Origin of the sequence: Haladaptatus cibarius D43 (assembly GCF_000710615.1) — an archaeon.
Classification (GTDB): Archaea; Halobacteriota; Halobacteria; order Halobacteriales; family Haladaptataceae; genus Haladaptatus; species Haladaptatus cibarius.
The window spans coordinates 36,209-59,240 of the sequence record NZ_JDTH01000005.1 but is presented as its reverse complement, the minus strand read 5'-3'; the positions used below and the strand labels follow the sequence as shown (position 1 = coordinate 59,240).

General features: G+C 56.4%; 20 protein-coding genes. 12 read left to right on the top strand and 8 right to left on the bottom strand.

Translation table 11 applies throughout. The features are described 5' to 3' along the window. Positions 1-29 precede the first annotated feature (29 nt). The 8 genes from HL45_RS15630 to HL45_RS15600 all read left to right on the top strand — a co-directional run bounded on the left by HL45_RS15630 (position 30) and on the right by HL45_RS15600 (position 6,319). Positions 30-998 (top strand): ornithine cyclodeaminase family protein, encoded by a 969-nt coding sequence (locus HL45_RS15630; protein WP_049972130.1) that lies wholly within the window; start codon positions 30-32, stop codon positions 996-998. A gap of 321 nt (positions 999-1,319) precedes the next feature. Continuing rightward, complete coding sequence (locus HL45_RS15625; protein WP_049972129.1) at positions 1,320-2,153, top strand: ParA family protein; 834 nt, start codon at positions 1,320-1,322, stop codon at positions 2,151-2,153. Continuing rightward, positions 2,150-2,560 carry a hypothetical protein gene (locus HL45_RS15620; RefSeq protein WP_049972128.1) on the top strand — a complete coding sequence of 137 codons (411 nt, stop codon included), beginning with the start codon at positions 2,150-2,152 and terminating at the stop codon, positions 2,558-2,560. Before HL45_RS15625 ends, HL45_RS15620 begins: the two co-directional genes overlap by 4 nt. 320 nt (positions 2,561-2,880) lie before the next feature. Further along, positions 2,881-3,435, top strand: a complete 555-nt coding sequence (locus HL45_RS15615; RefSeq protein WP_049972127.1) for a class I SAM-dependent methyltransferase — start codon at positions 2,881-2,883, stop codon at positions 3,433-3,435. A 190-nt stretch (positions 3,436-3,625) separates the two neighbouring features. Continuing rightward, entirely contained in the window at positions 3,626-3,817 is a 192-nt protein-coding gene (locus tag HL45_RS20040; RefSeq protein WP_084157037.1) for a hypothetical protein, read from the top strand. A gap of 11 nt (positions 3,818-3,828) precedes the next feature. Continuing rightward, the gene (locus HL45_RS15610; protein WP_084157035.1) at positions 3,829-4,749 is read left to right on the top strand and encodes a molybdopterin oxidoreductase family protein; all 921 of its coding nucleotides are present in this window, start codon (positions 3,829-3,831) and stop codon (positions 4,747-4,749) included. 60 nt (positions 4,750-4,809) lie between these two features. After that, on the top strand, positions 4,810-5,172 hold the full coding sequence (locus HL45_RS15605; RefSeq protein WP_049972126.1) for a DUF6176 family protein: 363 nt from the start codon (positions 4,810-4,812) through the stop codon (positions 5,170-5,172). A gap of 154 nt (positions 5,173-5,326) precedes the next feature. After that, entirely contained in the window at positions 5,327-6,319 is a 993-nt protein-coding gene (locus HL45_RS15600; protein WP_084157033.1) for a S1C family serine protease, read from the top strand. Positions 6,320-6,572: 253 nt separating this feature from the next. Here HL45_RS15600 and HL45_RS15595 read toward each other — a convergent pair whose 3' ends face one another. The 4 genes from HL45_RS15595 to HL45_RS15580 form a co-directional block, all read right to left on the bottom strand. Then, positions 6,573-7,814 carry an orc1/cdc6 family replication initiation protein gene (locus HL45_RS15595; RefSeq protein WP_049972124.1) on the bottom strand — a complete coding sequence of 414 codons (1,242 nt, stop codon included), beginning with the start codon at positions 7,812-7,814 and terminating at the stop codon, positions 6,573-6,575. Between the two features lie 1,875 nt (positions 7,815-9,689). Next, positions 9,690-10,409: a hypothetical protein gene (locus HL45_RS15590; RefSeq protein ID WP_233274808.1), complete on the bottom strand. Its 720-nt coding sequence runs from the start codon at positions 10,407-10,409 to the stop codon at positions 9,690-9,692. A gap of 208 nt (positions 10,410-10,617) precedes the next feature. Further along, complete coding sequence (locus HL45_RS20035; RefSeq protein ID WP_049972122.1) at positions 10,618-12,360, bottom strand: response regulator; 1,743 nt, start codon at positions 12,358-12,360, stop codon at positions 10,618-10,620. A 232-nt stretch (positions 12,361-12,592) separates the two neighbouring features. Continuing rightward, the gene (locus HL45_RS15580; RefSeq protein WP_049972121.1) at positions 12,593-13,318 is read right to left on the bottom strand and encodes a ThuA domain-containing protein; all 726 of its coding nucleotides are present in this window, start codon (positions 13,316-13,318) and stop codon (positions 12,593-12,595) included. Positions 13,319-13,432: 114 nt separating this feature from the next. Between HL45_RS15580 and HL45_RS15575 the strand changes: the two genes are divergently transcribed. After that, on the top strand, positions 13,433-13,825 hold the full coding sequence (locus tag HL45_RS15575) for a VOC family protein (protein ID WP_049972120.1): 393 nt from the start codon (positions 13,433-13,435) through the stop codon (positions 13,823-13,825). A gap of 44 nt (positions 13,826-13,869) precedes the next feature. On the opposite strand, the gene HL45_RS15570 is transcribed toward HL45_RS15575, so the two are convergent. Beyond that, positions 13,870-14,568, bottom strand: a complete 699-nt coding sequence (locus HL45_RS15570) for a ferredoxin--NADP reductase (RefSeq protein WP_049972119.1) — start codon at positions 14,566-14,568, stop codon at positions 13,870-13,872. Positions 14,569-14,706: 138 nt separating this feature from the next. Here HL45_RS15570 and HL45_RS15565 point away from each other — a divergent pair, with 138 nt between their 5' ends. Continuing rightward, positions 14,707-15,078 (top strand): DUF4112 domain-containing protein, encoded by a 372-nt coding sequence (locus HL45_RS15565; RefSeq protein ID WP_049972118.1) that lies wholly within the window; start codon positions 14,707-14,709, stop codon positions 15,076-15,078. Between the two features lie 28 nt (positions 15,079-15,106). On the opposite strand, the gene HL45_RS15560 is transcribed toward HL45_RS15565, so the two are convergent. Continuing rightward, entirely contained in the window at positions 15,107-16,165 is a 1,059-nt protein-coding gene (locus HL45_RS15560; protein WP_049972117.1) for a TrmB family transcriptional regulator, read from the bottom strand. 34 nt (positions 16,166-16,199) lie between these two features. Beyond that, on the bottom strand, positions 16,200-18,263 hold the full coding sequence (locus tag HL45_RS15555) for an alpha-amylase family glycosyl hydrolase (protein WP_049972116.1): 2,064 nt from the start codon (positions 18,261-18,263) through the stop codon (positions 16,200-16,202). Between the two features lie 103 nt (positions 18,264-18,366). On the opposite strand from HL45_RS15555, the gene HL45_RS15550 reads away from it, so the two are divergent. Beyond that, positions 18,367-20,418: a glycoside hydrolase family 15 protein gene (locus HL45_RS15550; RefSeq protein WP_049972115.1), complete on the top strand. Its 2,052-nt coding sequence runs from the start codon at positions 18,367-18,369 to the stop codon at positions 20,416-20,418. Positions 20,419-20,449: 31 nt separating this feature from the next. On the opposite strand, the gene HL45_RS15545 is transcribed toward HL45_RS15550, so the two are convergent. After that, positions 20,450-21,577: an ABC transporter ATP-binding protein gene (locus HL45_RS15545; protein WP_049972114.1), complete on the bottom strand. Its 1,128-nt coding sequence runs from the start codon at positions 21,575-21,577 to the stop codon at positions 20,450-20,452. A gap of 192 nt (positions 21,578-21,769) precedes the next feature. Here HL45_RS15545 and HL45_RS15540 point away from each other — a divergent pair, with 192 nt between their 5' ends. Beyond that, complete coding sequence (locus HL45_RS15540; RefSeq protein WP_049972113.1) at positions 21,770-23,023, top strand: extracellular solute-binding protein; 1,254 nt, start codon at positions 21,770-21,772, stop codon at positions 23,021-23,023. Positions 23,024-23,032: the final 9 nt, after the last annotated feature.

Below are 23,032 nucleotides of genomic sequence, written 5' to 3'. Positions count from 1 at the left end.
AATAAGACGGCTCGGAACAAACCCGGGGTATGGTTCGAATCCTTTCCGACAGTGACGTGGGGTCAGTCCTCGACGTGGAATCCCTCCTTCCAATCGTTCGGGACGCGTTCATCAAACAAGGCCGGGGCGAAGTCGAACGACCGGAGCGCCCACATTTTCCCGTCGGTGCCGGGCTCGCAGATGGTCCGCTCGGAACCGGCCTCGTCATGCCCGCGTACATCCACGGGGCGGCCCACTACGCCACGAAACTGGTCGGCGTGCACGAGAAAAACGCCGAGCGGGGACTGCCGACCGTCAACGCACAAATCGCGCTCACGGATGCCGAAACGGGCACACCCTCAGCCTTCCTCGCTGGGACGAAAATCACGAACGCGAGAACGGGTTGTATCGGCGGCCTCGCCGCGAAGGAACTCGCGGCTGACCGCGTCGAACTCGCGCTTATCGGTGCAGGAACACAAGCACGGTGGCAAGCGCGCTGTATCGCCGCCGTGACAGATCTCGAAATAATCCGGGTGTACTCCCCGAGTGATTCCAAATACGACTGTGCCGAAACACTCGAATCCGAACTCGGCGATCGAGTGGAAACGGTCGAATCGGCCGACGACGCCGTCTCGGAATCGAACGTCGTCGTCACCGCGACAACCGCCACCGAACCGGTATTCTCTGGGGAAGTTCTCGCAGACGGAACGCTCGTCGTCGCCGTCGGTGCGTACACCGCCGAAACCCGCGAACTCGACCGAACGACGATAGACCGCGCCGACCGACTCTTCGCCGACGTACCGGAAGAGGTGATAGAAATCGGCGACCTGCGAGCGACCGGCTGTACGGAAGACGACCTCGTGTTGTTTTCCGACGTGTTCGAAGACAAAGGACGCAAATCCGAATCGGAAATCATCGTGGTCGAGAGCGTCGGAACCGCGGTGTTGGACGCCGCCGCGAGCGAGCACGTGTACGAACGTGCGAGCGAGAACGGTATCGGCGAGGAAGTCGAACTGTAAGGAGTTCCCGAGAGATGTCTAGCAAGATAGTTGGATAGATATATGGACAGATGACTATCGCAGGAAGTCGAAATCAACCATAGCGATGAGGATGCATATAGAGATTTCTGAATAGCTATCCAGAAAGATAGACACATTTCTAAAAACAGGCTCTCCAACTCAGATCACAAATAAGAGGAAATTCGGGCTCCCTACAGCGGTTATCTAGAAAGATAGCTGAGAAGATTTCCAGAAAGGTAGCTATCCAGATAGCTATTTGTATAGTTTGACTCAGGTGTCTGACGAGAATTTATGAGTGGTAAGCGTATAACGACCGACTGTATGAAACGAGCCATCACACTGTGGAGCGAATCCGGCGGGGTCGGTAAGACGACCATGGCGACCAACGTGGCCGCCGCGCTGGGACGGCGAGGCGAACGAGTTCTCGTGGTTGATTTAGACCCCCAACTGGGAAGTTTGACCGACCACGCCGGCTATCAGGAATTGAAGACGGGCGACCGCGACCATCTCGGTCACGTTCTGCTGGACGATGAAAAGGACATTCGTTCGCTCATCGTCGAAACCGCGGATTTCGACCTCGTTCCGTCGCACGAGGGATTGGCAAACATCGAAAGCGAAATGGCCGCCCGAAACACTTCGCTTCGGGAGTTCCAACTTCGTTCCGCGCTGAAAACCGTCGCGGGCGAATACGACTACTTCATCATCGACCCACCTGCGACGTTGAACGTCCTCGTGGACAATGCGCTGGTCGCGGCGCGGAACGTTCTCATTCCAATCGAGCTTACGCGGAAAGGGAGCATCTCCATCGAAGGGCTAGAAGACACCCTCGACAGCATGGAACGTGGATTTCAGAAATTCGACGATAGTTTCAAACTCGGCATTCTCGCCGTCGTTCCGAACGAAGTCGGTGACTCCAACATCTACCGCGACACGCGGGACGAATTGGAAGCAAGCGGAAAGCCGGTGACCCCCTTTGGTGTTCGAAAACGGGACGTGTTGAAAGAAGCGTGGAAAGGACAGATGAATCTGTTCGAGTTCGCGGAAAGCGACGAAACCCGTGACCTGCGAGAGTACGAAAAAGACCTGCTTGCGAACTTCGAACAGTTGGCACGAATCGTCGAACAGGGAACCGTGGACGTGGAGGTAGAAGCATGACCAAAGACGACCGTTACGGCGCGACCGACGACGACTACGGCGACGATTATGGAGAGTATTCCGGCGAAACGGAATCCAAGACGGGAACCGAATCGAGTACAGGAGATTCGAAATCGGAGTCCTCGAATGCAGGTGGAAACGCCGAAACCGACAGCAGTGCGGAAACTGACACGCTGCCATTCATTTTTGCGCGACGAACCGTGAAAGCAGACCGCGAGGCGATGCCTGTGTACGTTCAGGACACAACCGCAGGAGAGATCAGCGACCTCGAACGGGAGTTGAGTCAGCGATTTGATGGTGACAAAGTGATGGCGCTGGACGTTCGAGAAGCTCTGATGCGTGCCGGGTTGGAGAACATGAATGACGTTCAAAGAGTGATGGAAGAGTGGGGGTATGGGCGTCGATAGGTCGTAGCTATCTTTTGGTTATCAGGTTATATTTCTGTATAGGTTTCCAGATAGTTTGCTAGATATATAAACAAATAGCAATCCAGAGATATAGATAGAAGTATAAATATAAAACCTATAGAAAATTGTGGAGAAGGTCAATCGAAGACGGTTTTGTGAATTAATATTGTAAATGTCGTGCAAAGAGGTAGCGCTCATCCGATTTCTAACTCGGTGCAGATGAATGACAAAGCAGTCAGGGACAATCGACGCTTACGAAACTCGTTAAACGAGTCGCCTGAAACACTCTTTGTCCTCCGCTTCGTTGAGTCGAATACCAGATGGGCTTTCATACATTCGACCCCGAAAAAGCCGAAAAGCTCGAAGACGCGGAGCGATACCGGTACGTCTCCCGCGAGGAGTTGGTTAGTAGTCTCAACCTCTCCGGCGAGGAGACCGTCGCAGACCTCGGGAGCGGAACCGGGTTTTACACGGACGATGTTGCCCCATTCGCCGGGAAACTGTTCGCCATCGATGTGCAGGACGCAATGCACGAGCACTACCGCGCGAAGGGAGTCCCCGAAAACGTCTCGCTCGTCACGGCGGACGTCGCCGATGTGCCGTTTTCGGACGGCGAACTCGATGCCGTGTTTTCCACCATGACCTTTCACGAGTTCGCGGGCGACGAGCAACTTTCGGAGGTTGCGCGTGCTCTCAAACCGGGCGGTCGGTTCGTCGTCGCGGACTGGACTGCCGAGGGGCGGGGCGAAAGCGGCCCACCAGTTGATGAACGGTACGACCTCGAAGCGGCGCGCGACCTGTTGGAAACTGCTGGGTTCGAAATCGAATACGAATCGGAGCGTCCCGAAACGTTCCTTCTCGTAGCGAGTATCTGAGATGCGTCGCCGGTTTGGGGAAGACGAACAGCGATAAATTACATTCCGCGATATTGATCATACTTATCCGATTTGCAGCCCGTCGAATTGGGGTGAGAGTCGGGACGGAGTTCGGAAACATCCACGGGAGATTCTTGTCATAGTTCGGAAAATCGTTTTTTAAGACGATACGCTCGATGCAGGTGGGACAATGAAACAGAACGATGGCGCTACCGACGATTCGGCACGGACGGGAACCCGACGCTCGCGGCGGGCATTCCTCGGAACGACTGCGACGCTCGGCGCAATCGCACTCGTCGGTTGTACAGGCAGCGACGACGGCGGAGACGGCGGGATGACGACGGAAATCCAAGAGTCGAACCGCCGGCCAAACCGGGACTGACGGAAGTCGAGATGACCCACGGGTTCGGCGACGGGATTCGCGGCGCGTTCGTCTTCGGCGAAAATATCGGTGCGACCGAGCCGAACGAGAACCGCATCTCGCGGGAACTCGATTCGTTCGACTGCCTCGTCGTGCAAGAGATTTTTCCGAACGAAACGACTGCACACGCGGACGTGGTTCTCCCGGCCAGTTCGTGGGCCGAGAAGGCCGGAACCGTGACGAACACCGACCGGCAGGTTCAACGAATGCGTCCAACCACCGACCCTCCGGGGAACGCACGCACCGACCTCGACATCCTTTGTGAATTGGGTAGACGACTAGCGAATCTGACCGACGAACCGTTCGAATACGACGGTCCGGAGGCGGTTTTTGCGGAGTTAACGCGACTGACACCGCAGTACGCAGGAATGAGCTATGCGGGAATCGGCAAGGGAAGTCAACGCTGGCCGTTTTCGGAGGGTGCAGACGAAGACAGTAGAGGTGTCGGTGTCCTCCATCGCGAGCGATTTTCGAACGGAAAACGACGCGCACCGCTCGTGCAAGTCGAATATGTCGAACCAGCTGCTGAAGGCGATGGGGACGAGTCGCTCGTTTTGACGACTGGACGAGTTATCGAGCATTTCAACAGCAGCGTCGTCACCCGTCGGAGCGACGTGCTGACGCATCTCAAAAGCACAGATTCGCTACAAATCCATCCGGATGATGCCGGTGAGAGGGGTATCGAAGACGGGAATCACATCGTCGTAGAGAACGAAAATGGGCAAATCGAGGCAACTGCGGCGGTTACATCGTCGATTCGTCCCGGCGTTGTCTTCCTCACGTTCCACTTCACCGAGTGGCTAGTCAACCGACTGACCGGCGACGAACTCGACCCGGAGTCGAAGATTCCGACGTACAAGCATGTGCCGGTTTACGTGGAGCGACTGGAGTGAAAATAGATAGGCGAGGATCAAGACACAAAATATACATATTTTGTGGTTATCTGTCCGCGTATGACCGACGTATTCCTCCTGAAACAAAAAATCAAATCGGGAAAGACGGAGCGCTGTAAGGAATTAATTGCAGAGTTAATGAACCGCGTTGATTCGGACATGAGCGATATATTGGAAACAGAAGGGGTGTACACCGAATCAGTCTTCATTGAGCAAGGAAGCGACGACGATTATCTCGTGTGGTATTTCGAGGCCGAGGATGTGACCCGCGTTGGCGAAATGTGGGAAGAACCGGCGGAAACGGGTATCGAGGGCGAAATCGAGGATGGAAAATCGGTGCTAGCGGAAGTGCTCGAAAATCCAGAGGAGTGGGGGGAAGATGATTTCGAACTCCTCCAGCACTTGATAAATCCCAACCGATAGTGGTGGTTCGTACTCTCGGCGAGGAGCGAATCAGTACGAGCCTTGTTACTCGGAAGTTCGTGTTGAATGGAACGAATGACACACTTAACCGCGATCGACCCTAACGCTAGGTGAACCCGGCGGATAGAACTTGTTTCACCCGCCGAAACGGAGTATGAACGAACAGAACACATACGAACAGTTGTACGAGGAAACGATTCCGTCAGTCGTCTCGGTCTACGTCACGCCGCAGAACGTGGCAGAGGGGATACAAACTGGTGCAGGGTCGGGATTCGTGTACGATTACGACGGGCACGTCGTCACCAACCAGCACGTCGTCGGAGGGGCGAATGAGGTAGAACTCCGATTCAGCGACGGCGATTGGCGCACCGGAACCGTCGTCGGGCGGGATACCGACACCGACCTCGCGGTCGTGCAGGTCACGGAGTTGCCGAACTACGCACACCCACTTTCGATTGCAACCGACGAGCCAAAACCGGGCCAGCGGGTCGCCGCACTCGGCAATCCGATGGGGTTGGATGGAACCATCACGGCAGGTATTGTCAGCGGGACGAACCGCTCGCTTCCGACCGGAAACGGGTTCGCCATCCCCGACACGGTACAGACCGACGCCGCGATCAACCCCGGCAACAGCGGCGGCCCGCTGGTGACGCTCGACGGCGAAGTCGTCGGGGTCAACCGAGCACGGCAGGGCGACGGCATCGGTTTCGCCATCTCCGCGGCCATCGTCGCGCGAGTCGTTCCCGACCTCGTCGAGGACGGTCGCTATCGGCACCCGTACCTCAAAATATCGACCATCGACGTTTCACCGCTCGTCGCCGAAGCAAACGGACTTGCGGAACCCAACGGCGTCCTCATCGTAGACGTGCGTCTCGGCCCTGCAAGCGGCGCGTTCATCGGCTGCGAAGCGGGTCGCGAACTGCGCGGGCGTGAAATCCCCGTCGGTGGAGACGTTATCGTCGGTGTCGATGGACGGTCGATTCGCTCGCACGAAGAACTGATGCGGTATCTCATTACCGAAACACGACCCGGAGAAGGGGTCGAAGTGGCGTTAATTCGAAACGGAAAGCGAATTACCGAGTTGGTGACGCTCGGTGAACGGCCCAGACGTTCCAGTCGAGAACGTGTCGGAATCTCTGTGAAATGAATTTGTTTTGAAGAGATATGACGTCGCCCAAAGTGGAATCTCTGTGAAATGGGATATTACCGTGAAGTGGAATCTCTGTAAAACAGAGCAGGATGTGAGGAAAGTATGGGGAGAGAGGAACAGCGGAAATAGTGGGGTTAATTCGAGTGATAGTTATCGCGGAAACAGCGGAAATAGTGGGGTAGAATGGGTTCAGTGTGGGGTAGAGCGAATGCGGTTCGAAGAAGTCGTGTACGCCGGTGAAATCAGATTTTCAGGTTTCTCGGTCATCGAGAAGCGACTGATAGTACGGTCGAATGCTCTCGTGCACTCCGGCGAGTTCGATGGTTTCCTCCAGTGCACTGACCACGAGTTGTAGGTCTTGTTTCAGCGCGTGTTCACGGTATTTACCACCGGACATTCCTTCGTTTTTCTCGGTCGAAGAGATGACGCCGAGCATTGCGAGGTCTGCAAGGTGGTCGCGCATTCGTCTACTCGTCAACGCCTCGGTTCCGATGTGACTACACAGTTGTTCGTAGCGCGGACGAATATCCCGCGACCGAGCAGGCGTGTTCCCCTCGGCTTCGATGGACGTGAGTGCGTACAGAATGAGTCGCGCGTGCTGAGTGAGGTCGGCGACACCCTCCATGATTCGGTCGCGTTCGAGTTTCCGCCGTGCCTCCTGAACGTGCGTATCCACGACCTGTTCTGCCGCGTCCTTTCGCGCTAAGTCGCCCGCTTCGAGAAGCAAATCGAGTGCCTGTCGAGCGTCACCAGCATCTTGCGCCCCGTAAGCCGCACAGAGTGGAATCACGTCGTCCGCGAGGGCGTTTTCGTGGAATGCGACTTGGTCGCGCTGGTGAAGGACCTTCTGGAGTTCACTGGCGTTGTACGGCGGAAACGAAACTTCCTTCTCACAAAGCGAAGAGCGAACTTTTGCCGAAAGAGAGTCGCGGAACGAGAGGTCGTTGCTGATGCCGATGAGGCCGATTTTGGCGTGTTCGAGGTAGCCGTTACTCCGGGCGCGTGGAATCTGATAGAGAATAGAGTTGTCGTTGATGTGGTCAACCTCGTCTAACACGATGATGATGGTTCCACCGAGTTTGTCGAGTTCGTCCCAGAGAAAGCTGTACACCTGTGCCTGCGGATAACCCGTGTTGCTGATTTGGTCGGCGGGGTCACGAAGCGTGTTCACCAGTCGAACTGCAACCTGGTAGCTCGAATTGAGTCCGTCGCAGTTGATTTCGATGACAGAAAGCGAAATGTCGTCGTATCTGGCGGCGTCCTCTTGGAGTTGGTTCAAGAGGAATCGCGTTGCGGCAGTTTTCCCGACCCCACTTTTTCCGTAGAGAAAGATGTTCGACGGTGCTTCCCCGTTGATAATCGGTTGGAGAGCGGCGTGGTACTCTTCGAGTTCGTCGTCCCGCCCGACAAGATTGTTGGGCGTGTACTCTTCTAGTAATGCGTCCCGGTTTTTGTAGAGAGAGTTGTCCCGGTCGAAACTAAACGATGACATTGCAGCATTGTTTCACGGAAGAGCATATAAAAGTGGGGCGTCCGCTGTTTCTTCTGTTTGTCGATGTATAAATACCCACTGGTTTTATCGGAGAGTGTTGTTTCCGATGTTTTCGTACTTCTCGTTCGGCTGCCACAGACCGTTCGACTGCTACTGGACGTTTGTGATTTTTTAACCAATTCACGACGCAACGATTCGCGGTTTCATCAATCCGGTTCACGCTGTTCATGTTCTCCGCTTTCATGCTCTCCACTTCTCCGTTTCCACCACGCCGTCCGTTTTTTCCACATTATTTTCCTCTCTTTGATTCCTCCTCTTCTATTCTCCCTCTTCTATTCTCCTTCCACGCTAGTTCCGCGTCCTCTGCCCCACCAACGACGGAATACGTAGAACAACGGAAACAGTGGGGGTGTCGAATAGATGTTTTTGTCGAATAGCAGAAGAAGAGACGCTTTTGCGGTGGAAAACGGAGGGTTTCAAGAACGTGGTTGTCGTGAAGATACTGTTTTATTTATAAAGACACACCCACCCCACTATTTCCTGTGTCTAGTTGGGTGGAGGTGGGTGGGGTGGTGAAAAGTCGCTTACTAGAGCGACAGTTTTATACAAAGAGATATAGAACAATACCCGTACTGGGTAAACACAAAGATAGCTAGACTTGCTTCAATAGATATGTATTCTAGAGGTTCGACTATAGTTTTCCGAGATTTATATTTCTCCTGTTCAATAATATAAACAAAAAGTATGAAACTCATTACAGTGATAACTGGCCATTAGTTCATCGAGGAACGGACAACCGGGGGAATAAATGGATCTTATCGGAGTTCATTACACGTTCCGGTAGTTTTGCTCCGTGTTCGACAACTCCCCATACCCACCCCCGCTCTCACCCCCACCCACCTTCATCCCAAAAACAGCGGAAATCATGGGGTGGGTGTTATTGTCGATTGTTAACACACGTCTCTCACTACATGCTTCGTGAACTGCTACAACCCTGTATTTGACCCGTATCCGATATTCTATTAGGTCGACTCTTGTCTGGCTACAGAAATTGATGCTCCTAAAAGTACGAGATCATATAATATATTTAGCATTTGTAATAAAAATCCGGTATATATAGATTGTATACTAACGCGACCATAGAAATCTGCTCCTCCGAGAAGCTTTGAATCACTGAAACCGCCCCTTTATCAAGCTAGTTCACTCCTTCGTTGACCACCTAAACGTGATCTCACCCGACTGAACAGCGGAAATCATGGGGTAGCTTCCGTCTCTCCTCCTTCTTCGTTTTCTTCCCTTTATACGTTCGACAACGGAAATCATGGTGTTGAGACGAAACGACGCTATTCGAAGAACAGCGGAAATCGTGGGGTAAGGAGGTCTGACCTGACGAACTGTTTGACGGTGGGCAACCATGTCGCTGAACTACGCCGATGGAAGAACAACCACCGTTCTACCTTTTTGGTAGCGGCCGTGCTCCCGGCGATCTACTCATATTATGGCTTTATTTGGTACGTCTGGAACCGAGCCGAGGAGCGAACCGTTCTGATGCCGACGAACTTCTGGTTCGTGACGCCGGATGCTTTTGTGAACTCTCACGAATGTTAGAAATGCCCTTTCCGGCTGTCTCCAACACGGACTGTTGCGAATCCTTCCGCTACTATCGACCCGAAAAACAGCGGAAACAGTGGTGTCTGGGGACTACTCTCTTGTATGATACCTCTTTGCTCTCTACGGCTATTCGATATATCTCTGTTATAACTCACACTACATAAACTGAACAAATGTAACATCATGTTGAAAACAGTAGAATACACCCGGAAGCAATGGATTGTTTCGTAAAAACAGCGGAAATAACGGTGTACCCGTGTTAAATTAGTTCTGCTCGACTTCCAGAATGCGGGCGTCACAGCCTCCACAGGTCGCCGCTACGACTTCCATCGAGCGACAGCAGGACTCGACGGTTTCCTGTTCTGCGGTAATCATCTCGCCACATTCCGGGCACGTTTCGAGAAAGATTCGGAGGCCGCTCAGGATTCGACTCTGATTGTCCACGGTGAGTTCGTCCCAGTCGCCGTAGCGGTCGGACAGTTCGCGCGCTGCGGCGAGGTCGGCGACCAGTGCGGCGTGGGATTCCCACTGTCCGAGTCTTCGGCCGTCGATTCGAGCGAGGAAAGCGCTCTCGTGCTCCTCAAACTCCAGTTCCTCTTCGTCCGCATCGAGAATACGACTCAGGTCGCTCTTTTCCGCACCTTCTTCGAGGACGCGTTCCATGTTCTCCTGCCACGCCGTCTGGAACTCGTCATCGAGACAGAGATCGTCGATTTCCGCACAGGGTTCGATGACGTTTGCTTCCGTGAGCACCTCTTCCGGTTCACGGTCGGACTCTTTTGGTGCCTGCGTTGGCGTTCCCATCTCGCTTTTGTCGAACATTCGGAGCAACCAATCGGGGAAGTACGTTTTCGTCAGTGTCGGCGTTCCGGGGACGAGATACCCTCGGAGGTAGATGGCCGCCATACTGAACGCAAAGAAGGTGATACCGACTGGTATCGCCGCAAACGTCAGCACTGTGCTGACGACTACGGCAATTGTCACGTTTACAATCGTGCAGGGAGTACAACGATTCTCTCCCACGTATTCCGGTTGTCTGAACCGGTCGATGAATCCCGGTAGTTCCGTACTCATTTCGTTCCTACTATTTTGCTTCATCATTATATACTTATTGTTGAACTAGTTCGGAAGCAGGTAAAAACCGTCGGACGACGGGAAACACCATTCAATCGCATCCAGAAACCAAGCTTTACTACTTGCTCGGCGATTCGGCCCGTCGGAGCCGAATCGTTACGACACTTCCGCGCGGTTCGTTGGTGCCAAACGTGAGTTCGCCGTCGAACTTGCCGACGACCCAGTTCGTCAACCACAGGCCGAGTCCGCTCCCGTGTTGGAGCGCGGTTTCCCTCCCTTCGATGAGAACTAATTGTTCTTCTTTCGGGATTCCCGGCCCGTTGTCCGAGATAATTATTTCTACCCCGCTTTCTCTCTCGGAATCCATGGCTGCCACCGAAAGCGTCACGACTGGTTCATCCCGGTCGTTGTGTTCGATTGCGTTCTCCACGACTTCGTTGACGACGGTATCCAGCGTTTTGTCTCCGTAGACCCACGCGGTGTCGGGCAGTTCGGTCGAGAGAACGACGTTTGGATACGACTCTTGGAGGTCGGAACAGGCGCGTTCGATGATGCTCGTGATTTCTACGGCTTTCCCGGTTTGACCACTTCTGTCGAGTGTCTTCCCGACTTCGCGGGCCTTCTCGCTGATGTCGATTAACTCGGTCGCTTTTCGCTTTATGATTTCCGCGTTCTCCGTCGTTTTCGGAACGGCTTCCTTGATGTTGTCCGCGTGCCCAAGTACGACGTTCAGGTCGTTCCGGAGGTTGTGCCGGAGAATGCGGTTGAACACCTGCAATCGCTGTTCTCGTCGTATCAACTCCTGTCGCGTTCGAACCGAATTTATCGCGTAGGCCATGCTGTTTCCGAACTTCGAAAGCACTTGTCGCTCCGTTTCGTCAAACGCATGTGGATGGTCGGCATAGACGTTCAGAACGCCGTAAAGGGAATCTTCGTACCGGAGCGGTATGGCTGCCTTGGAGTGATACCCGCGTTCGAGTGCTTTTTCGCGCCAGTGTTCTAGCGAGGAATCGGATGCCTCTGGCTCTCCGGTGCGAACTGTCTCTTGTCTCTCTTTTGTGCAATCTGTGCCGATTCCATTACAATCTGCATCGGTTTCATCAGAAATAGCCGCTTTCGAAAATCCGTCACCCGCAATATCCTGCGTCGTCTGTATTTCGCCGGTTTCTACTGCACGGGAAATCGGATCGTCGGGTTTCAACGCGCGAGAAATCGGCTTCGACTCGCTTTCTTCGGCGTCGGTGTGAAACACTGCGTCGAGATAGCCAGCTTCGGTTCCAGCGGAAAAGCGCGGTGCGATTTGCCCGTCCTCTACTTTCCCGACCCACGCGAACAGATAGGACTGGGAGTCGGCGAGGCGTTCACAGACCGATTGTTCGATGTCCTCTCGCGTGGACGCTTCGAGGAGCGACTGGCTCACGTCCCAGATAAGGTCGTTGATGGTTATCTGTCGCCGAACTGCTTTCTCCGCGCGGCGGTGGGAGACTGCGTTTTCGATTCGATTGGCGAGCGCGACGAACTGCCGTCGTCCGTCGCCTTTCTGGAGATAGTCGGTGACTCCGGCCGAGATGGCCCTGCTGGCGGTGTTTTCGCTTCCCCCGCCGGTCATGAGAATGAACGGTAGTTCCGAACGTATCTCTCTGACGGCATCCAGCAGTTCAAGCCCGTTCATTTCCGGCATCTCGTAATCACTAACGACGCAGTCGAACTGCTCCTCTTTCAGCCGGTTGAGGGCGTCGCTTGGGGCGTTTTCGGTGTGAACTTCTACGTCGTCGAGTTCCTGTTGGAGGATGTCCGACGCAACTGTTGCGAAGAACTCGTTGTCCTCGACGTGAAGCACCCGAATCGGGCGACGTTCCATTCTACACTACTGGTCTTGTATGTGACCAATAAATAACTTTGTCCTGCTCTTCTCTTTTCACCCATTACCATCAAAAGTCTGTCATAGATACTGTCTATTAATCTATATAAGGTGTCACTTCACAAACTTTCACCGCCTCTGTTCACGATTCAACAAAATTTGTTATTTATCGTCCCTTCTCTTTCTCCTCTTCCCTCCACACCTCCCTACTCCTCTTTCTCCTCTTCTCTCGTCAGTCGCGTCGTTCCGGCCCGACCGGAACCTCACCGAACGACGGAGCGTCAATGTTTTTCGGGGCCGCCCATTCGACGGCGTTTTCGAGAACCTGTCGTATCTCCGTCTGCCGATAGATTGAATACGTTTCGTGACCTGGGCGGAAGTAAAAAACACGACCCGACCCCCGCCGGTAACAACAGCCACTTCGGAACACTTCGCCGCCTTCGAACCAACTCGTGAAGACGAGTTCGTCCGGCGCGGGAACGTCGAATCGTTCGCCGTACATCTCCGCCTCGGGTACGACGACTTGCTCGTCAATTCCGCTCGCAATCGGGTGGCTCGGTTCCACCGTCCAGAGTCGTTCGCGCTCGCCCTCGTTTCGCCATTTCAGGTCGCAGGTCGTCCCCATGAGTCGCTTGAAGATTTTCGAAAAATGGCCCGAATGGAGGACGATGAGGCCCATCCCATCGAGAACGCGCTCGCGGACTCGCTCTACGACCTCGTCCGCCACCTCCTCGTGGGCGGCGTGTCCCCACCACGTCAGTACGTCCGTCTCATCAAGCACGGCCTCGGTGAGGCCGTGCTCCGGTTCGTCCAGCGTAGCGGTTTTCACGTCGAAGCCGCGCGATTCGAACAGTTCCGCGAGAACTGCGTGGATTCCCTCCGGATAACACTCTTCTGCCGCTCCGCCCTCTCGCTCGTGTCGAAATTCGTTCCACACCGTGACGTGGATTTTGCTCATGGGAGACACCTCTCCCGAGAGCGATTCACTGTTTCGGAATCTCGGTATTTTGGAACGTGGTTCGACAGTAGTGCCACCACTGCCGTTTATTCTCTCTCCCTGCGAACTCCAATCATGGAACCACGAATCAGCATCGTCACGCTCGGCGTCGCCGATCTCGACGAATCCATCCGGTTCTATCGAGACGGCCTCTCGCTCCCGATGGACGACCGCGAACCGGACGCTGAAATCGCCTTCTTCGAGATGTCGGGGATGAAACTCTCACTCTACCCCCGCGAACTGCTCGCCGAGGATGCGACGGTTTCCCCCGGCGTCGGCGAGTTCGACGGAATCACGCTCGCGCACAACGTCGAATCGAAGGACGCAGTGGACGACGTTCTCGGCGAAGCGGTTTCCGCAGGCGGCGAGCTCGTGAAACCGGCGCAGGAGGCGGATTGGGGCGGCTACTCCGGTTACTTTGCCGACCCGAACGGCCACCTCTGGGAAGTCGCGTGGAATCCGTACTGAGAGCTTTAACCTCCCGTTGGTACGACTCACTACTCCCAACGTTCCTACTCCTCCGACACTTCGTCGTCTTCCCACCCTTCGCTGTAAACGCGTTCGTCGGAAACGCCGATGTCCGCGAGTTTCTCCTTCGTATCTACGACCATTCCCGGAACGCCGCAGATGTAGAAATCGGTTTCTCCGGGCGACGAAACAGATTCCTCGATGTGTTCTTGCACGTGTCCCGTCTTTCCAGCCCAGTCTTCTTCAGAAAGCGAGTAAACCACGGTCAGGTTTTCGTGCGCCGATTCGAGTTGGTCGAGCGTTTCCCGGAACATAACGTCTTCCTGCGTTTTCTCACCGTAGAGGAACGTCGCTTCGCCGTCACCCTCCCGAAGATACTGTTTCACCATCGCCATCATCGGCGTGATTCCGGTGCCGGTCGAGACGAACGCCGCGTCGGAGTCCATATCCCGAAGGTAGAGATTTCCGTCCAAGTCCTCGATTTGAATGGTGTCTCCGGGTTCTCGGTCGTGCATGTACACTGACGCGGTGCCGTCGTCGTACTTCTTTATCGCCAGCGAGATGCTGTCCGTTCCGGGTCGCGTCACCGCGGTGTAGGGCCGAACCACCTCGTCGCCGTCCTGTTCGAAATGGAGGTGCGTGTGCTGGCCGGGTCGGAAATCGAACTCGTCGTCATCGACGAGTTCAAATTGCTTTACCCGCGGCGTCATCTGATGAATGGACGTTATTTCGACTTCGCGCATGACCAATCTCTCATCGCTAACTCCTGTAAATGAACTGGCCAACACGTCTGCACGAGTTCTCCGCCTCCACTCGCCGAGCAGAAGTTCGCCGAATACGCAAGCAGAGTGCATAACCGATTCGGATGGCTTATTTACTCTATGACTCAGTATGCAGACCTCTCCGACGTTCCTCGAAACAAACGCGGTTCCATTCGACGAGTGCGAAAACTAAGCAATCTACTGGACGAAGCGTTTCGCGTCCCCGGCACGAACTTCCGGTTCGGACTCGATCCAGTGATGGGAATTTTGCCGGTCGGCGGCGACGTGGCATCCGCCCTGATTTCCCTCTACATCGTCTTCGAGGGCTATCTGATGGGCGTCCCTCGGCACACGCTCGCCCGGATGCTGGTGAACATCCTCATCGACACCTTCGGCGGGTCTGTCCCACTCCTTGGGTCGTTGTTCGACGCCGGATGGAAAGCGAACGTTCGAAATCGGAAACTGCTCGAAAAGCGCGTCGAAAACGTCTAACCTTCCGGTTCGAACACGCCAACTCGAACTACGCTTCGAGTTCGAGCGTTACGTCTTTCGCCTCGAAATCCTCGATGAACGACCCGGAACCGCCGATGCTCACCTCTCCCTCTTCGGTTTCGAGGACGAGCGCGGTTTCGACCGGAAACGCGTTCGACGCCGGTTCGACGAGTCCCTGACGAACATCGACGATTTTTCCTTCGACGGTCATCGGGCCGTTTTTCTCGCCGACTGGTCGCGCGCGAACACGCGCGAGAATCGGGTGATTTCCCCGGAGGTGAAGCGTCGCGTGCAAAACTGCATGGCGGAAGTCGTGGAACGTCCGCGGAAGTTCCGCCGGAGCGGTCGCGTACACTTGGTTCGCCATCGGCCAGTAGTTGCCGAGAAACGACCCGACGAGGACGGGAACGAGCTGTTCCTGTGCGAACGTAATTGCTTGCTTGTCGCTGTTCGAACGAACTATCATCTCGGTCGGTGCGACGAGGCCGAACCGTTGGTCAACCGTCAATGTCGTCGGCATCGGTTCGCGCCACGCACGCGCGGCGCTGGCGATGCCTTCGAACTCCGATGTGTCGATGTCTTCGTGGTGGATGCCACTGACGACGAGCAGGACGAGGACGCCGCGCTCGACCGCCGCACCGAGTTCGTTCGCCACCTCGGGGAGGTGTTCGTAGGGAATCGAGAGCGTGATTTCCTCGTTCGCTTCCGCCAGTCTGTCTTCGATTCGCTTGATGACGGTGACGCGGGATTTGATGACTTCGAACTGGTCGGGATCGCTGGTCGTCGCGGAAAACCGCTCGTCCAGCGCCGGGTGCATCGTCTCCACTCGGTCGGACAGCGTTCCGATGACCTGTTCCGGCGGATTCGCGCGAATCATCGTCGGCACGACGTGGTCGTTGACTTCCACGAAACCCCGCTCGGCCAACTTTTCGCTGGTGCTGTAGACGTAACGTTTCGAGACGCCAGCGTCGTCCGCGATGGTGCTGGCTTTCGCCTCGCCCTGTTCCAAAATTGCGAGATAGGTATCGACTTCCTTCTCCGAAAGACCGAACTGCCGAAGCAGGTCAGAGAGCGTACGGTCGTCCATTCGTTGTCGGGTCTTCTCCGTGAAAGTATAAACTTCACTCGGTGACGCGAGCGACGACGACGCTTTGGATCGTGAATTTCGTTTTACCATTCCTGTCTTCTGCGGTCGAAATCCGCTCGCCCGTCACGAGATTCTTTGCTTCGATTTCGGCATCCACGGTCATCTCTCGCGCTGATTCGCCGAAGTTCAGGACGACGACTGCGCGCGAGTCCCCGGACTCGCGCGCGAACGCGACGACGTTCTCCGAGTGGCATTCAAATTCCACCTGCTTCACTGTTCCATCACGCAGAACTGGATATTCGTCGCGCAGTTCGCTCAGCGCGCGGTGGAACTTCGTCAACTCGTCGTCGCCGTGTCCCCACTGCATCGTTCCGCGGTACTCGGTCATGCCGCGCTCCTGCCCGTAGTAAATCATTGGCGCGCCGGGAAGCGTGAACGTCGCGGCAGTCGCGGCTTTGAGCGCATCTTTTCCGCATTCGTCCAGATAGCGCGATTCGTCGTGGTTTTCGACGTAGCGGAGATGTACTGCACTATCGGGGAATCCGACGCGCTCGGCGTCTTCCAGCGCGTCGAAAATCGCGGTGGCGGGTTTGTCACTCTGTCCGATTTCGCGCAGAGTGTGATACAGAGTCGTGTCGTAGTGCATCGTGAATTCGCCTTCGTGGTAGTCGGGGTCGCGCGGAATCGTCTCGTCCAACAGGAGGAAATCGTCCGGAACGCGCTCCGCGACTTCCTTCCAGAACTCGTGCGGAACGCCCCACGCCACGTCGCATCGGAAGCCATCGACCATTCCGGCCCATTCGTCAACCACGTCGAGGAGGAATCGGCGTACTGCGAGCGAATCGAAGTTGAAGTTCGGAATCTGCTCCCAGTTGAAGTAGCGTTGCGCGCGCTTCTCGCCAGTCTCTTCGTCAGTCTCCCAGACGTACCAGTCCCTGTATTCCGGCACCTCTGCCGCGCTCATTTGGAACGCGGGATGGTCGCGCGAGGAGTGGTTGATGACGAGGTCGAAGATGACTCGAATGTCGGCCTCGTGACACCGAGACACGAAGGACGCGAACTCCTCGCGCGTGCCGAGGTCGCCCGCCGTTTTGAAGTAGTTCGTCGTGTGATAGCCGTGGTCGGTCGGACTCTCCAGAATCGGCGTCAACCAGACGCAGTCCACGTTCAGCGATTCGAGGTAGGGAATCCGTCGCTCTAGTTCCGCAAAGGTCGTCTCGACCGTTTCCCCCGCGAACGACCGAACGAAAATCTCGTAAACGGTCGGCGATTCGGCCCACTCCGGGGCGTCGTTGGGCCTTCGGAGTTCGAGGGCGTTTGTCGTATCTGCACTCCCACGGATTTCCACGCAGTCGGCGACGCTGTGGCGTTCGCCGACTGCGACCGCGTGAACCCGAATTTCGTCCTCGATTTCCTCGCGAGAAAGTCGGAGGCTTCGCTGGTCGCGGACGACCGAGACGCCGTCTCGGTCGTCCGCCGTTTTTCCGTGTTCCAGATAGAACTCCACTGCCAACTCTCCGTCCGAGAATTTGCTGTTCGGTGCCGAACTCGCTTCTGCCGAAATCACGATTTCGTCGCCGTCGAGTTCGCTATCGACACGCACCCGTGGACGCCCCGGGCCCGGTATCGTCAAGGTGTCCTGCACCTGCTCCGTAAGGTCGTCGTTCAGCAGGAATCCGTAGGGGTGGTCGCCCGGCGGAAGTCGGGTTTCGAAGACGTAGCTCCCGTCCTCGAAGGTCGGGCGGTCTGCGCCGGTAATGTGCTCGTTGAACGGCCCGGCGATGCAGATGGAATCGAGTTCCGCCTGTGGTATCGGGAGGTCGCTGACGGGCAGTTCGAACCGCGCGGTTCGACGCTCGTCGGGAAACGCGCGCACGAGTCGGTGGCTGTCGTCTTTTTCTCCGGAGAGGCAAAGCCGATAGACGCCGGGTTCGTCCGGTTCGAAGTGGATAACCGGTGAATCGCCGACTGTCGCTGAACTCCCGTCCGGCCGACTTTCGACCGACCATTCGTGCTCCGATTCCGGATTCGGGTCGCGTGGCGCGAGTTCGACCGCCTCGCCGACGGAAGTAAACCGCGGTGGAGCTGATTCGTGCATACTCGACACACCTCACGCAGGGGGTAACAACGTTTGGATTTTTGTTAATCTGTGAACGATTATTTCACCAAGTATTTTAATAACACTCCCCGTGGTGTAACTGATGACGCTCCGCGACACCCTCGCAGACTACAAGCGCCATCGCGGGAGTGCAACACGCTTCCCCGGTGAGCGCAGGACGCCTGCAGGCCGGTTTTCCGGTCTTGACGCCCGACTCGTTCACGTTGCCCCGGACGGTTCGCTCCGCGACTACTCCTATCCCCTGTCCGGACAGCACGGAATCGACCGCTCCCGGTTCGGGATTCGCTGCGACGGCGAGACGTCGTGGTTCGACAGCGACGAAATCGCCTCGACACAGCGATACGACGGCGAAACAGCGCTCGTCGTCACCGAACACGAGGCAAACGACTGGTCGGTGACGCAATACGATTTGACGATTTCGGACGCTCACGTCACGCACTTCGTTTCGGATGGTTTCCCCGTCGAATCCACCGAACTGGTCGCCTACCTCGGTTTCGTCCCCGACGGCCGTGACGACCGAATCGGCCAATTGCGACACGGCGACGTAATCGAACTGTTCCACGCCGACGAACACGATTACCTCGCAACCAGCCCTGTACCGGAAGAAATCCACGGGCAGGTGCCGACCGACTTCGCCTCTCTCGTCTCCGACCGGGCAACAGAAGTTCCGCAGACCGACGAGGCCGGACGATACGAGGAGAGCAGACTGAGCGGCGAACTCGTCGTTCCGGTCACGCTGAATGGCGACGAAGACGACGAAGGCACGACCCTCGTTTCGCTTCTCGTAGACCGCGACGAAACGTCGCGTGAAGTCGCTCTCGACCGTATTCGAGAACTCACAGCGCAATTCGACTCGGCCGAGGAAATTCAGACCGCCGCGGCGGAGCAGGTTCCGAAACGTCCCAACACGCCCGAAACCGAAGCCGTCGTTTCCGACCTGCGTGTCCTCTCGCTCCTTTCGGCTGAAACCGGTGCGCGAATCGCCGGGCCGGATTTCGACCCGTTCTACGCCTACTCCGGCGGGTACGGCTACACGTGGTTCCGTGACGATGCGGAAATATCGCGCTTCCTTCTCGCGTCCGACAGTCACTTCGACCTCTCGCTTTCGGACTGGCACGCCCGGAGCGCGCAGTTCTACTGCGACACCCAACGCGAGGATGGAACGTGGCCTCACCGCGTTTGGCCGCGCGACGGCACCATCGCCCCCGGATGGGCCAACGCCCGCGTCGAAGCAGGCGACGGCGCGGATTATCAGGCCGACCAGACGGGAAGCGTCATCGCGTTCCTCGCAAACTATCTCCGTGACGGTGACATGGATTCGGAACTCGAATCCAACATTCGGAAGACCCTCGACTCCGCTCTCGGCGGACTGGACGACACCCTCGAATCGGACGGGTTGCCGGTTCACTGCCAGAACGCGTGGGAGAACATGACCGGGCGATTCGCCCACACCGCCGCGACGTACCTCGAAGCCTACGCCGCACTTGCAGGTGCGCCCCTCGACACAAAACTCAGAGAGCGCGCGAAATCGCAGGCGGAAGCAGTTCTGTCCGGACTCGACAATCTCTGGACGGGCGAATTTTACGCACTTCGACTGGACGACGGTGAGATTGATGCTCGCCTCGATTCGAGCGCCCTCGCGCTCGCTGGCGCACATCGCGCCTACTCCCGAGTTGCCGACCTCGATGCAGAGCAGGTTGACCGCCTCGTTTCCCACACCGAATCCGTTCTGGATGGACTCTGGCGCGACCCAACGGAAAGCGACGTTCGCGGCCTCGCGCGATTCGACGAGGACGATTGGCGAAAGCGCGAGCAGGCTGAATCGAAAATCTGGACGGTTTCGACCGCTTGGGGTGCCAATGCCGCGGGGGAACTCGCCCATCTGCTGTCGGCGCGCGACGACGCGCGCGCCGACGAGTTCGCGCGCCGATCGCGCGAACTCCTCTCGCTTCTCCTGCCCGACGGCCCGCTCTGTGCCGATTCCGGCTATCTGCCCGAGCAGTTCTTCGACGTGGGTGCCGCGGACAGCGCGACACCGCTCGGATGGCCGCACGCGATTCGACTGGCGACGGTGGCGTCGCTGGACGAACAGGATGTACTGGAAGCAGAAGAAGCGAAAACGGCGCTGGACTGAAATCGGCGTCCGACTCCGATAGATTCGAACCTCAGACCGACGCTTTCGCGGTTTCTTTCTCGTCGCTCACGACTTTCCCGTTCTCGCTGTCGAAGACGTGCACATCGTCTTCTGCAAACGTTACCTGAATCCTATCGCCCGGGGAGGGTTCCACGTCGGAATCGACGCGGGCGATGAAATCCTCGGTGAGGTCGAGGTAGAGGTAGTTGTCGCTCCCGATTGGCTCCACGACTTCCACCGTCGTTTCGAGGACGTTTCGTTCCTCGCCTGTTGCAGGGAACACGTCCTCGGGGCGGATACCGACCGTGAACTGCTCGTTCGTGTTTTCGATTCGCCCGGAGAAAGAAGACGAGAGGCGACAGGAAAAGTCGCCTTCGCCATCTCTGAGCACGATTTCGCCGGAATCGTTGGTCGCGCGAACGTCGATGAAGTTCATGCTCGGCGACCCGACGAATCCGCCGACGAAACTGTTCGTTGGATTTTCGTAGACAGTGGTCGGCGCGCCCATCTGTTGGAGTTCGCCGTCGCGGAGGATGACGATTCGGTCGCCCATCGTCATCGCCTCCTCTTGGTCGTGCGTGACGTACACCGCGGTAATCCCGAGTTCCTGTTGGATGCGCTGGATTTCGGTGCGCATTGTGGTGCGAAGTTTCGCGTCGAGGTTGCTTAGCGGTTCGTCGAACAGGAAGATGTCGGGTTCGCGCACGATTGCGCGGCCGAGGGCGACGCGCTGTTTTTGCCCACCGGAGAGTTCGTCGGGTTTGTCGTCCAACAAATCCTCGATGCCCATCATCTCGGCGGCCTCGTAGACGCGCTCGTAGCGCTCGTCTTTCGAGAGGTCGGTGCTCATCCGCAGGCCGAACGACATATTTTCCTCGACGGTTTTGTGCGGATAGAGCGCGTAGTTCTGGAACACCATCGCCACGTCGCGGTTTTTCGCGTGAACGTTGGTCACGTCGTCGTCGCCGATGTAGATGTTACCGGAGGTGGCGCGTTCCAGTCCAGCAATCATCCTGAGGGTCGTCGTCTTTCCACACCCCGACGGGCCGACGAGGGTGACGAACTCGCCATCCTCGATGTCGAGGTTCAGGTCGTCCACCGCGACGATTTGGCCACGGTCGAACTCCTTTCTGAGATTCTTTAGCCGAAGATTTGCCATTACTTCGTGTGGTGTCGTGCCACGGTAAAGTCCTTTCCCATCGTACTAAATTCGTGATGTGATTTTTCATACTATTTTTGAGCGGGCGAAAAACGGCTGATGAAAGCGTAGTGTGAGTCTGTCTTATTCAAAAGGACACGAAAATACCTAAGGATTAAATACGTGAAGTCATATTTCATAACGGATAAACCAATGTCATACCCACGGCGACGATTCATCCAAACTGGCGGTGCATTGGCTGGTGCAACCTTGGCTGGCTGTATCAGCGTAAACGACGATAATTCGGGCGACGACACGTCAGGAGACGGTTCGGGGAATGGCGATTCCTCCGGTGCAACTGCGCAACTCTGGCACGCGCGCTCGAAAGGACCGAAAAAGAATCTCGAAGAAAACGTCGGGACGTTCAAGAGCGAGACGAACCACACGATACAACTCTCCGAGATTTCGGAACTGGAAAAGAAGTTGGAGAACGCGATTCCGGCGGGCAAAGGCCCCCACATGTTTCAGTGGGCACACGACTGGGTCGGCGAGTATCAGGGAATCGACTTCCTCTCCGACCAGAAGAGCAACCTGTCCGTTGACCTCGAATCGACGTACACGGACGCCGCCGCGAAGGCGGTCCAGTTCAACGGCGAAGTTCTCGGTCTCCCGTGGGCCGCGGAGACGGTCAGCCTGCTCTACAACAAGGAACTGGTGGACGAACCGCCGGAGACGGTAGCCGACATGCAGTCCATCATGGACGACCATCACGACCCCGGCAACGGAAAGTACGGCCTCTCGTTCCCCATCGACCCGTACTTCATCAGCGGCTACGTGCAGGCCTTCGGCGGATTCTACTACGACGAACAGAACGACGAACTCGGTCTGACGAACGAAAAGACGCTGCAGGGATTCCGCTTCGTTCGCGACAAACTGGTGAAATACATCCCGAAAGACCACGCTTACGACCCGCAGGCAGCGGTGTTCAACGAGGGTAACGCCCCGTTCGCAATCAACGGACCGTGGTTCCTCGGCACCGTCCGTGATTCCGATCTCGATGTCGGCGTTGCGCCGCTTCCGAAACCGGACGGTGGAGAGCCGAAACCGTACACGACGGTTAAGATGTGGTACTTCTCGAAGAAGATGAACGACGGCGGAAAGAGCGCCGAGGCGGCGCGAAAATTCGCCGAGTGGCACACCACGAACACGGACGTTCTCTCCGCGCTCGCCGACCAACACGGATTTATTCCGGTTCATCAAGACCTCGCCGGGAGCGACGAACTGTCTGCTGCGACTAAAGCGTACTCTCAGACAGTCCAGATGGGCGAACCCATTCCGACGCACAAGCACATGGCGAGCGTTTGGGACCCACTCAAAAACGCCTTCACCAAGGTTGCCAAGGGCAATCAGGACGCCAAACCGGCGTTCCAGCAGGCCGAGAAGACTATCAAACAGAACTGGGACTAACAGTTTCCA